This window comes from Flavisolibacter nicotianae, assembly GCF_003628535.1.
GTDB classification, from domain to species: domain Bacteria; phylum Bacteroidota; class Bacteroidia; order Chitinophagales; family Chitinophagaceae; genus Flavisolibacter; species Flavisolibacter nicotianae.
Genome location: NZ_RBCI01000016.1, coordinates 41,410 through 53,145, shown reverse-complemented (window position 1 = coordinate 53,145; position 11,736 = coordinate 41,410). Strand labels below are relative to the sequence as shown.

The 11,736-nt window shown below is 50.7% G+C and carries 13 protein-coding genes; 6 read left to right on the top strand and 7 right to left on the bottom strand.

The window, feature by feature from the left end; genetic code table 11:
- Positions 1 to 374 precede the first annotated feature (374 nt).
- A complete protein-coding gene (locus D6024_RS24410; protein ID WP_121357442.1) occupies positions 375 to 617 on the top strand; it encodes a hypothetical protein in 243 nt (80 codons plus the stop codon).
- A gap of 147 nt (positions 618 to 764) precedes the next feature.
- Here D6024_RS24410 and D6024_RS24405 read toward each other — a convergent pair whose 3' ends face one another.
- From D6024_RS24405 to D6024_RS24380, 6 genes are all read right to left on the bottom strand, one after another.
- Complete coding sequence (locus D6024_RS24405) at positions 765 to 1,481, bottom strand: 3-ketoacyl-ACP reductase (protein WP_121357441.1); 717 nt, start codon at positions 1,479 to 1,481, stop codon at positions 765 to 767.
- Between the two features lie 123 nt (positions 1,482 to 1,604).
- Complete coding sequence (locus D6024_RS24400) at positions 1,605 to 2,288, bottom strand: type 1 glutamine amidotransferase domain-containing protein (RefSeq protein WP_240410153.1); 684 nt, start codon at positions 2,286 to 2,288, stop codon at positions 1,605 to 1,607.
- 35 nt (positions 2,289 to 2,323) lie between these two features.
- On the bottom strand, positions 2,324 to 3,019 hold the full coding sequence (locus tag D6024_RS24395; RefSeq protein WP_121357440.1) for a DsbA family oxidoreductase: 696 nt from the start codon (positions 3,017 to 3,019) through the stop codon (positions 2,324 to 2,326).
- A gap of 101 nt (positions 3,020 to 3,120) precedes the next feature.
- Positions 3,121 to 4,218 carry an alkene reductase gene (locus D6024_RS24390; protein ID WP_121357439.1) on the bottom strand — a complete coding sequence of 366 codons (1,098 nt, stop codon included), beginning with the start codon at positions 4,216 to 4,218 and terminating at the stop codon, positions 3,121 to 3,123.
- Between the two features lie 22 nt (positions 4,219 to 4,240).
- Entirely contained in the window at positions 4,241 to 4,717 is a 477-nt protein-coding gene (locus tag D6024_RS24385) for an NAD(P)-binding domain-containing protein (protein WP_121357438.1), read from the bottom strand.
- 101 nt (positions 4,718 to 4,818) lie between these two features.
- Positions 4,819 to 5,400, bottom strand: a complete 582-nt coding sequence (locus D6024_RS24380) for a Crp/Fnr family transcriptional regulator (protein WP_121357437.1) — start codon at positions 5,398 to 5,400, stop codon at positions 4,819 to 4,821.
- A gap of 184 nt (positions 5,401 to 5,584) precedes the next feature.
- Here D6024_RS24380 and D6024_RS24375 point away from each other — a divergent pair, with 184 nt between their 5' ends.
- Complete coding sequence (locus D6024_RS24375) at positions 5,585 to 6,505, top strand: bestrophin family protein (protein ID WP_121357436.1); 921 nt, start codon at positions 5,585 to 5,587, stop codon at positions 6,503 to 6,505.
- A 241-nt stretch (positions 6,506 to 6,746) separates the two neighbouring features.
- Here the strand turns inward: D6024_RS24375 and D6024_RS24370 are convergent, their stop codons facing one another.
- Positions 6,747 to 7,046, bottom strand: coding sequence for a hypothetical protein (locus D6024_RS24370; RefSeq protein WP_121357435.1), 300 nt, complete (start codon positions 7,044 to 7,046; stop codon positions 6,747 to 6,749).
- A 315-nt stretch (positions 7,047 to 7,361) separates the two neighbouring features.
- On the opposite strand from D6024_RS24370, the gene D6024_RS26925 reads away from it, so the two are divergent.
- The 4 genes from D6024_RS26925 to D6024_RS24355 all read left to right on the top strand — a co-directional run bounded on the left by D6024_RS26925 (position 7,362) and on the right by D6024_RS24355 (position 11,422).
- A complete protein-coding gene (locus D6024_RS26925; protein ID WP_162945000.1) occupies positions 7,362 to 7,508 on the top strand; it encodes a hypothetical protein in 147 nt (48 codons plus the stop codon).
- Between the two features lie 90 nt (positions 7,509 to 7,598).
- On the top strand, positions 7,599 to 8,630 hold the full coding sequence (yiaK, locus tag D6024_RS24365; RefSeq protein WP_121357434.1) for a 3-dehydro-L-gulonate 2-dehydrogenase: 1,032 nt from the start codon (positions 7,599 to 7,601) through the stop codon (positions 8,628 to 8,630).
- A gap of 12 nt (positions 8,631 to 8,642) precedes the next feature.
- Positions 8,643 to 10,013 (top strand): Gfo/Idh/MocA family protein, encoded by a 1,371-nt coding sequence (locus tag D6024_RS24360; RefSeq protein WP_121357433.1) that lies wholly within the window; start codon positions 8,643 to 8,645, stop codon positions 10,011 to 10,013.
- A gap of 101 nt (positions 10,014 to 10,114) precedes the next feature.
- A complete protein-coding gene (locus D6024_RS24355) occupies positions 10,115 to 11,422 on the top strand; it encodes a PQQ-dependent sugar dehydrogenase (protein ID WP_121357432.1) in 1,308 nt (435 codons plus the stop codon).
- The last annotated feature ends 314 nt before the right edge of the window (positions 11,423 to 11,736 follow it).

The window sequence follows — 11,736 nt, the reverse complement described above, 5'->3', positions numbered from 1 at the left end:
AAGGTAGCCATCTATTCACGATTGGCATCCCGTCACCAACTTTTTCCCGCTTCATTTGCTGAGGTCAGCAGAAGCCTTTGCTGCTTTATAGCATCGGTAGCACCTTCGTTCTGAAAACAAGACCCGAAGTGAATGATGAATCGAAAGGTTTGCATTGACACAGGATCATAAATGCTTTTACCCATCCACCAGGGAAAAGTATACGTTTCCCGACGGGACTGCAAAGAAGCAAAAAAGCCGAATAGTAGATTTCTCTTAAGTCGTCCTAGATTGATTGCTGGAATGTAAAAATTTATTCCTGATTTTTTTTACTTGTCTGCACACCGCTCTATTTTAGCTATTGTTAATTCTGAATATCTATAAAAACCAGCACTATGTGGAAACTCCTTCATTCCAGCCAAAACGTTCATTTGGGGGATAAAATCAGGTATGTTGGCAACAGTTCCTTTGTCAACGGTGAAACCCTTTACAAGGTCACCAAGACCGATCAATACTATTTTGAAATTGCACCAGCATCGGCGCCGGTCGAAACCACGCAAAGTTTGCTTACAAAACGGATCGTGAAGTACTTCGACATAGGGCATTACATCGGCCTTGAGGTCTGGAGTGAGAACTAAGGGTAAATGACAAAGACGAACCCGGAATCAGCGGATTAAAAATTCGTTGCAACGGTGGCCGTGGACGTCAATTGTTTTTCTAAATAAAAGAACCCTGCCGGTAAAAGCAGGGTCCTTTCCCATTATTTTACAGTTACAGTTTTCAATTTACGGATTGGTTGAGAATACGCTGACTTCCTTCACCATCACCCGCCGGTTTAACTTTAACTGAACGACGATGAGCTCTGCAAAATCCTCGGGGTGCATCACCCGTCCAGGGTCGCCTTTGATAAGATTTGCGCTGTTGGCCAGGTCGGTCACGATGGTGCTGGGCGCCATGGCCGTTACACGAATGTTGTGCTTGCGCACCTCCTGCATCAGGCTTTCGCTCAACCCAAAAACGGCAAACTTGGACGAAGCATAGGCACTGGTGACAGCGCTGCCTGCCTTTCCGGCCGTGGAAGAAATGTTGATGATATCGCCGGTCTTCCGATCAATCATCCCGGGCAGCACGGCACGGGTAGCGTAGTACACGCCAAATACATTCACCCTGAAATGGTTCTCCCATACTTCCGGTTCCAGGTCCAAAAAGTTGCCAAAGGTGGCTGTGCCGGCGTTGTTCACCAGGATGTCGAAGGGCCCAAGCTCAGACTTTATTTTTTCCACGGCAGCTTCCACTTCCTCACGCTTGCTTACATCGGCCGTAGCATAAGCGGCCTTTACGCCTTTTTGCCCAATTTCTTTCGCTACCGCTTTTACATCTTTTTCCGTACGGGCCATCAGGCCTACGGCCACGCCTTCGGCAGCCAGCGCCAGTGCAATGGCTTTTCCAATTCCTTTACCGGCACCGGTTACCAGTGCCACTTTTCCACTTAAATTCTCCATGTTGAATGTTCTTCTTTTTTAGGTCTGCGGAAGGCAAAACCTGCCGCATCATTTTTTCAAAACAGTGCATATGATGACCGGGAAAGCTGCGCCTTCCGCAAACAGTTCTTCCAAGCCGCTCCCCTATTTTTTCAGCAGTTGCAGCAACTGGTGCGCCGCTTCTTCGGAAGACGCCGGGTTCTGACCCGTAATCAACAAGCCGTCTTTGACCACATAGGAAGCCCAGTCTTCTTTTTTGGAATACTGTCCACCTTTGTTTTTGAGCTCATCTTCCAGCAGGAAAGGCACCACCTCGGTCAGCTGTACGGCTTCTTCTTCGGTGTTGGTAAAGCCGGTAACATGTTTCCCTTTGACCAGCGGGTCGCCGTTCTCGTCCTTTGCATTCAACAGCACGGCAGGTGCATGGCAAACGGCTGCCACGGGCTTTTTGCTTTTCCAAAACGTCTCAATGAGGCGGATGGAGTTGGCATCGGTGGTTAAATCCCACAGCGGGCCGTGGCCGCCGGGAAAGAAAACGGCATCGAAATCGTCCGCATTTACTTCACTGAGCTTTTTTGTTTGCGCTAACAGGGCCTGCAGGTCCTTGTCGTCGTTGAAGCGCCGGGTGGCTTCAGTTTGCGCATCCGGCTCGGCGCTCTTGGGGTCAATGGGCGGCTGCCCGCCTTTGGGTGAGGCCAGGGTAATGTTTACGCCGGCATCTTTCAGGGTATAGTACGGTGCGGCAAATTCTTCAATCCAAAATCCTGTCTTCTTCCCGGTGTTTCCCAGCTCGCTGTGCGAGGTGAGGACCATGAGTACATTCATCATCGTTTCTCCTTTTGTTTTTGTTATCCGTAAATTTTTTACTGGCAGTTCCCGTTGATATCGCAAACCCCTTCGCCTTTCTCAATAATCAGGGCAGGCTTTTCTTCTTCCCATACCTTCTCCAACACTTGGGCAAACACGTCCGATGACTGGGCGCCGCTTACAGCGTACTTGTTGTTGAACACAAAGAAGGGCACACCCTGCACACCCACCTGGTAAGCCTGGACCTGGTCCTGACGCACTGCATCGGCATGCCGGTTTTCTTCCAATACCTTTCTTGCCTCGTCAGCGTCTAATCCCACCTCAGCCGCCAGTTGCACCAGCGTGCTATAATCCGCCACGTCCTTGCCTTCGGTATAATACGCTTTAAATAATCGTTCCTTCAACTCGTTCTGTAGGCCTTTTTCTTTGGCAAAATGCAGCAAGCGGTGGGCCGAAAGGGTATTGTTGAGAATGGCCCGGTCAAAATCGTAGTGCAGGCCTACTTCTTTGGCCATAGCGGTCATGCTATCGTTCATGCGCTTGCCGTCGGCGGTGGTGCCGCCTTTGCGTTTGCCCAGGTATTCGTGTACACTCAGGCCCTCGCTGTTGTCGAGTTCCGGGTCCAGTTGAAAGCTTTTCCATTCAATCTGCACCTTGTCTTTTGCGGCAAAGCCTTCGAGGGCTTTTTCGAGTCTGCGTTTGCCGATATAGCAAAACGGGCAGACCACATCGCTCCATATTTCTATTTTCATCTTATTTGTTTTTAAAAAGGCGAAGCAGCATTGATTGTCCGGTTGTGCCTTTTGTTTTTTCTGCTGTTCATTTCCGGCTGCTTCGCAGGTTATTTATTGATTTATGCAGACAGTGCGGGGTAGTCGATGTACCCTTGCGCACCGGTAGAATAAAATGTATTTCGGTCGGCTTCGGCCAGTGTTGCCCCGCTGCGGAAGCGCTCCACCAGGTCGGGATTGGAGATGAACGGTACCCCGAACGCAACCAGGTCGGCGTTGCCTTCTTCAATCACCCCATTCCCGGTTTCCTGTGTAAACCCTTTGTTGATGATGAGCGTACCGTTGTACAGCGGGCGGAAATGTTTGGCCACTTCGCTTACCGCACCGGGCACGTTATCCACTGGTGCAAAGGGTTCGGTCAGGTGGATATAGGCCAGGCCGTAATCATTCAACTTGCGAACGATGTATTCGAACGTAGGGATGGTTTCTTCGTCGATGGTCATTCCAAACAGATTGTGTGAGGAAGGGTTGAAACGAATACCCACGCGGCCCAGGTCGATCACTTCTTTCAGTTCGTCCAGCAGTTCGAACAGGATACGGGCCCGGTTCTCAATCGAACCGCCGTAGGCATCGCTGCGTTGGTTGGCGGCCTTCACAAAAAACTGGTGCAGCAGGTAGCCGTTGGCGCCGTGCAGTTCCACGCCGTCAAAGCCGGCTTCCAGAGCATTGGCTGCGGCCTTTTTAAAATCCTGAATGGTCTGACGGATGTCTTCCACCGTCATTTCCTGCGGCGTTACCGTATCCTCAAATCCGTTTTGCGTATAGGCTTGTTGCTGCGGGTTTATGGCGGATGGTGCCAGGGGCAATTCGCCGTTGAGCAGGTTGGGGTGCGACATGCGGCCCACGTGCCAAAGCTGCGCAAAAATTTTTCCACCCTTTTCGTGCACGGCATTTGTCACCAGCTTCCAGCCTTCCACCTGTGCGTCGGTGTAAATGGCGGGCACGTTCACAAAGCCAACGGCTTTCGGGCTGATATAGGTTCCTTCGGAAATAATCAGGCCGGCACTGGCCCGCTGGGCATAATATTCGGCGGTCATGGCCGTGGCCACGTTCCCTTCGTTGTTGGAGCGGCTGCGGGTCATGGGCGCCATCACCACACGGTTGTTCAGGGTCAGGGTTCCTAACTGGTACGGGGTCAATAAAGCTTGCTCTTTCGACATATTCACTTTCTTTTTTTCTTGATTATTGTTTGTTATTGGCTGTTTTAAAAAGATTGCGGACGGCTTCCACTGCCGGCTTGTTCCCACCGGAAATCTCCGGCAGTTTAGCGGCTCCGCCAGGCAATTGCAGGAAGACAATTTTGGAATGCGGCAGGTGTTGCGCTATCTCCGATGTTGTCTCCTCTTCGTTCTGCCCCAGGCAGACCACGATTTTAGTGGTGGCCACATCCTTTATTTTTTGTAGGGTATCGACCAGCGTGGGCTGCGCGTTTGCCAGTACAATGACATCGGCTTCCCAGCAGGCTTCACGACAACAGGGCTCGGTGTCTGTCTCGCACCGGGGTTGCTGGTGCTGCAATTGTTGCTGCAGGCTGGGCAGCTTTTCCGCCGCTTCATCCATCAGAAGCAGGCGATGCCCCGTTGGCAGCAGGCAGGCCAAAACCGCCTTTCCTTCTGCACTGGCAGCTCCAATCACGGCGATGGTTTGTTTTGCAGACATGCTGTTTTCCTTTTTTTACAGAGCAAAACTATCAACGCCACAACGGGTGGCGAATGAGAAAAGGCAAGAAATTGGCTTGACAAATGTCAAGTGATAAAACGCTAGTTTTTACGGGCCAGCTTGCGGCGAATACGGCTAAGCGTCTCCGGTGTAATGCCCAGGTAAGAGGCGATGAGGTTGAGCGGAATGCGTTGCACAAAGTCGGGGTAAGCCTGTTCAAATTGCCGGTACCGTTCTTCGGCGCCAAAAGCAATGGCGCTTTCCAGCCGCCGTTCCTTGGCAATGATGTTGTTTTGAAAAAGAATACGGAAGTAGCGTTCCATTTTTGGCAGCGCCGCCATCATGGCTTCGAAGTTCTCCTGCGAAAGCAACAGCAGTTCGCTGTCTTCCAGCGCATCGATATTAAAGCGGGAAGGCTCCCCGGTGAGAAAGCTGTAGATGTCCACAACCCACCAACCGGGAAGGGCAAACTGGAGCATGTGCTCGATGCCTTTGTCGTCGACGCTGTAAAGGCGCAAGAGTCCCGCTTCGGTAAACGCCAGGTTTTTACACACATCCCCTTCCTGCAGCAGGTACTGCCGCTTGCGGAGCTTTTTCGGCGTGAAGTAGGTTTTTAACTGTGCTGTTTCTTCGTTGGTCAGCGCAATTTTTTCGCCAATGTTTTGCAGCAAGGCTTCGAACATAGGCGGCAAATGTAGCGAAAGGCGGTTTGCACCGCATTTGCGTTGGAGACTTCTTCCCTGTCAAAGCCCGCACACCTGCGCACGTTGTTGCAGGCAGGTATCCGTTCTCACCAAAATACGGGATAGGTGCAAAGGACGAGGTTTAAATTGTAACCTTTGCAGCGTATCAAACCAGTGTTAGGCCATGATCGTAAGGGAGAAAGGGAATTGGTTTCGCATGCTGTTCATCTGGAGAGGATCTGTATTGGTAAAAATCTATCCACGGCTGCTGGTCCTGTTTCTGATGTCTTCGGTGGTGGTTTATTCCCACGGCAATTTCTTTTCTTATAAAATACCCCTCAACTCCGCGCCATTTACCCTTATGGGTCTGGCATTGGCCATTTTCCTGGGCTTTTACAACAACGCCAGTTACGACCGGTACTGGGAAGGGCGCAAATTGTGGGGCGCCTTGCTGAATGATACCCGATCGCTGGCCCGCCAGGCGCTCACCATGGGCAAGCCCCAACAAAATCCCGAAGAACATCGAAACTTTATTCACCTGCTCATAGCATTCACGCATTCCCTAAAGCATCAGTTGCGCCGTACGGATCCGCTGCCGGATCTGAAACGGCTTTTGCCTCCGTCGCAAGTGCAGACCCTGGAGCCGGCCATTTACAAGCCAATGACGATTTTACTGATGCTGGGAAACTGGGTCAATGAAAAAGTGCAGAAAGGCGAGATAGACACCATTACACAAGCAGCCTTTGACCGGAATTTCAACCAGCTATCTGATATTGTTGGCGGATGTGAGCGCATTGCATCAACGCCCATTCCGTTTACCTACAGTGTGCTGCTCCACCGCACCGTTTACCTGTACTGTTTTCTGCTGCCTTTCGGACTGGTGGACAGCATCGGCTGGATGACACCGGTGATCGTGGTTTTCATTGGATATACTTTTATGGCGCTGGACGCAGTCGTTGGCGAAATTGAAGAACCTTTTGGCAACCAGCCCAATGACCTTGCCCTGAACACCATGAGCCATATGATTGAAACGACGCTTCTGGAAATGGCTCAGGAACCGCTTCCTGAAAGTCTTCCGCGAAAGAACAAGCATATCGTGGATTAACGGACAGAAGCCCATCAGCCAAACAGGAGGGTATTGCCAAGAGCTCTTTCAATGACTGTTTGTTTCCAGATAATGGCGTGCCCGTGTTTGGCTGAGGAGGTACTCCCGGGGTCTCACCACAGGCAAAGGCACAAAGCCGGTGCGAAGTGCCCGGGTGGACCGCAATCGACAAAGCCCATTTTCACAGGTCCCGATCCGTTCATCAGGAAACGTCCGGCAACTGTAACGGTATAAACCATCGTTACAATTTCATCGCTTCTTCCATTGAATCTTTCAGTGCCCCGGATGCTTCATCGAACAAATCATCCTTTGCTTTTTTCGATGCCTTGGGATCATTCGACTTTTTCACCGTTGTCCGGATGGGATCGAGCGCCTCAAACAACGGGGCTACCTGCTGCTCATATCGCTGATCGGCTTCCATTTCTTTCAGCAGGTCTTCGTAGGCATCCAGAATGCTGTACATCTCCTTAACATTGTCGGCTGTGTGCCGACGGGGAATACGGTTGAATAAATCCTTTAAGTTTTCGTGAATCTCGTTCATATGGTAGTATTCAGGTAGTGTAAAAGTACCGAGAAGGAAGATTGATAATTAAAAGGCAACCTGAGCATATATTTTCTATCCACCTGGGTACTCGCCACAAAGCAGCATCGCAAATGGAAGCAGGATGCCTAACCAGCCAACTGTTTTCCGCAAGGTCTGGAAGTAAATAACCCAGTATATTATCGAGTAACGGAATTACTCCCCTCTCCCCTATTCATGCACATCAATGGCAGAATCAAGAAAGCACACCTACGACTCATCGTAGGTTCAAGCGCAATATTCTGTCTCACAGCATTTGTGCGAAAACTCGGTACTATGCTTATCGCCCGGGAGAACGCAGGTCATGGCAAGTGCAATTTCAACGTCCTCCAATATGTGATCACGGGTATGGCGGGCATGGACATTGGACAAGTCAGCGATCCAAAAATCAGCCACGAAAACGCCCTACGACAGCAAGGCTGATGTCGAAACCCTTTCCGTCCTGATGCCTTTTTTGCTTTGATAAAATGAAAGAATTGGCGCAAAACATTTTTTCAAGTCGTACATTGTTGCATGCCTGATACCTTAACCATTCCGTTCCATGAAATGATCGATGTGTTTCGCTCCATCCTGTTGCAAAATGGCTTCAGCGATGAACGGGCGAACACCTGTGCCGAAGTCTTTGCTACCAACAGTCTGGAGGGTGTGTATTCGCATGGGGTAAACCGCTTTGCCCTCTTTGTTCAGATGGTTCGCGAAGGACACGTGGTGCCTGATGCAACGCCGGTTCTGCGCCATGCAACACCGTCCCTGGAGCAGTGGGACGGCGCACTCGGTCCCGGTGTGCTCAATGCCACCATCGCTACAAACCGGGCCGTGCAACTTGCCAAACAAAATGGACTGGGCTGTGTGGCGCTTGCCAACACCAATCACTGGATGCGGGGCGGCTACTATGGCTGGCAGGCTGCCAAAGCCGGTTGTGTGTTTATCGGCTGGTCCAACACCATCGCCAACATGCCGGCCTATGGCGCAAGCGATGTGCGGCTGGGCAACAATCCGCTGGTGATAGCAGTTCCGTTTCAACAGGAAGCGATTGTACTGGATATGGCGCTCTCGCAGTTCTCGTACGGTGCCATGCAGATGGCCGAGATGCGGGGCGAAAGCCTGCCGGTGTTTGGCGGATACGATGAAAACGGTAAATTGACAAAAGACCCGGCGGCGATCATCAAGTCCGGCCGTACCCTTTCCATTGGTTATTGGAAAGGTGCAGGGCTTTCACTTTTACTCGACATTGTGGTTGCGGTGTTATCAGGCGGCCTGGCGGTTCATCAAATTAGCCAACAGAAAGCAGAGAAAGGCTTGTCGCAGGTGTTTGTGGCCATTGCGCTGGAGCGTTTGCAAAACTATCCGGGCATCGGGGCCTGCATTCAAAACATCATCAGCGATTACAAGCAGTCTGCCGCAACAGGGGAAGTTTTGTATCCCGGCGAACGGGTAATGCGTAAACGGGAACAAAACCGGCAGGCCGGCATCCCGGTGGTGCAGAAAGTCTGGGACGAGATTCTTTCCCTTCAAACCATAACCAAATCTGTCATTGACCAATAGACCAACATACGTATGAACAATCATCTTCTTCACCGCCGCACCCTCTTGAAAGGCGCTACGGCAACGGCTGCACTGGCGGCCCTGCAAGCCTCCGGTATGGGTTTTCTTGCAACAGCATCAACGCCATACCGCGTTGGCCTGATCGGCACGGGATGGTATGGAAAGAGCGACCTGTTCCGGCTGATACAGGTAGCGCCGGTAAATGTGGTAGCGCTTTGCGATGTAGACAAAAACCAATTATCGGAAGCGGCTGTTATGGTGGGGCAGCGGCTTAAATCCGGCAGGCCGCCCAGGCTCTATTCGGACTACCGCAAAATGCTTGCGGAAAACGAGTTGGACCTTGTACTCATTGGCACACCCGACCATTGGCATGCGCTAACAGCCATTGAGGCCATGAAAGCCGGCGCCCATGTGTATGTGCAAAAGCCCATCAGCGTGGATGTGATGGAAGGCGAAGCAATGGTGGCCGCCGCACGCAAATACAACCGCGTAGTGCAGGTGGGCACACAGCGCCGCAGCACGCCGCACCTGGTGGACGCCAAAAAGAACATTGTGGATGCCGGCTTGCTGGGCAAGGTTTCGCATGTGGAGATGTGCTGCTATTATCACATGCGCAACAACAGCAATCCGCCGCTTCAGCCCGTGCCTGCTTTTCTTGATTACGACATGTGGACAGGGCCTGCGCCTTTGCGTCCCTACGATGGCCTGCCGCACGTGGGATGGTGGCGGACTTTTATGGAATACAGCAATGGTATTGTGGGTGATATGTGCATTCACATGTTTGATGCCGTACGCTGGATGCTGAATCTTGGCTGGCCGAAACGGGTGAGCTCTACCGGCGGCATCTATGTGCAAAAAGAAGGCAAGTCGAACATCTCCGATACGCAGTCAGCCATGTTTGAATATGATGACCTGAATTGCATTTGGCAGCACCGCACCTGGGGCCGGGCATCTGATCCTGATTATCCCTGGGCTTTCTTTATTTACGGTGAGAAGGGCACGCTCAAAGCCGATGTGTACAAGTATGATTTTATCCCGGAGGGAGATGGAAAAAAGCTGCACCAGGATGTGGTTTATGAAAAACAAAAATTTCCCGAAGATGTAAAGGAGCCTCGCATTGAATTGCACACCGCGCCGGCAACCCGTTTGCACATGCTGAATTTCCTGAACGCCATCGAAACGAAAGTCCGGCCCGTAGCCGACATTGAGCAGGGGCATATCTCAACGGCGAGTTGTATTTTGGCAAACCTTTCCATGAAGCTGGGTCGTCCGTTGCAGTACGACCCGCAGAAACGGGAGGTGGTTGGCGATGCCGAAGCAACCCGCCTGCTGCAACGTCCTTATCGCGGACAGTGGAAGCATCCCAATCTGGATACCATTTAAAGGTCATACTCGGGAGAGAACCGCCTCTTGCCGGGATCACATATTCACCGTGCAAAACGAGTTGACATCAGACACAAATCACCTAAATATCAAAACCCAAAATGACATTGATCAAAATTACCGGGAGAAGAATAACAGACTACTGTACGAGCCTATGGACATTCCTTATAGGCATTGTCCTTGTAACCAGCTGCAACAATTCAAAAGAGGAAAAAAGCGCAAGCGTATCATCAACAAACAGCGCGACTGCGGAGATAGCCTTACCGACGAGCTTTGCTGCTACCATCGTTGCAGATTCACTTGGGGCAATCCGTCATCTTGCCGTAAATAAAAATGGCAATATTTATGTGAAGCTCGGTGCCTTAAAAGATGGCAAGGGCATCTACTATTTAACTGATACAGACCACAATGGAACCTTTGACAAACGTACCGGGTTTGGCAACTACCCGGGAACTGGCATCCGCATTAAGGGCAATGCGTTGTATGCTTCCTCTAACAGTGGTGTTTATAAGTATCAACTGAATGAGGCTGGCGAAATAACGGATACCGGCCGTGTAGAAATAATTGTGCAGGGACTTGTCGACAGGGGCCGGGACAATGCAAAAGCGCTAGCCCTTGATGAAAATGACAATTTATTTGTCGCTGTTGGCTCCTACGACGAGACTTGTATGGATGCATCGGGACATGGTATTGCGAATTGCCCGTTGCTCGACTCAGTGGGCGGAATCTGGCAATTCCATACGAACAAGCAAAACCAACGCTATTCGGATGCAGTTCATTATGCAAGGGGATTGAAAAATGTGGTAGGGCTGGACTGGAATGAAGCCACCCACTCGCTATTTGCAACGCAGCACGGCCGTGGTAGTCTGAACGCCAAATTTCCGAAGCTATTCACAGCCGAACAGGACAAAGCCTTACCGGCAGAAACGATGTACGAACTACATAAAGGGGATGATGCCGGATGGCCTTATGTCTACTACGATCCTTTCCAGCACAAGAAAATCGTGGCGCCCGAATATGGTGGTGATGGAAAAAGATCAGTTGAGGACAAATACATTGATCCTGTTTCTGCCTTTCCGGCCCACCTGGCACCTAACGATTTACTATTTTATACGGGAACGAAGTTCCCGGCCAGATATAAAAATGGAGCCTTTATTGTTTTCCATGGCCAGTCCCAGCCTTTGAAGAAAGGGTACCTGGTCGCCTTTGTGCCTTTCAAAGATGGCAAGCCCTCAGGGGAATGGGAGGTCTTTGCGGATAATTTTACGGGAGTCGATTTAAGCAGTCCAAAAAGCGCATTTCAGCACCGTCCCATGGGTATTGCCCAAGGCCCTGATGGCGCTTTGTATGTAGCTGATGACCTGAAAGGAACTATTTTCAAGATTACTTATCAGGGTAATAAGAAATAAAACATTTCCTGGGTGTTTTAATCAGTAGCACGGGCTAGCTGTTGAATGCCTTACCACCTGTTTGTTCATAACAAGTTTTTGGCAGTCGAGAACGAAATTCCACTTTTTATGTCCTCCTGCGGAACAGCATTGGCCAAATCGAGCGAAGTTACCTTTCGGTGTTTCGTAGGAGGACGTTTATTATTCTAAATGGAGATGCAAGAACACTAATGGCGGCACGCTGCAACTAGCCCCTCTACAGATAAGGGTTTCAACGGAAATAAAAAGCAACGACTCTTTCAAAATTTCGAGTTGCCCGTTCAGCTATCCTGCCA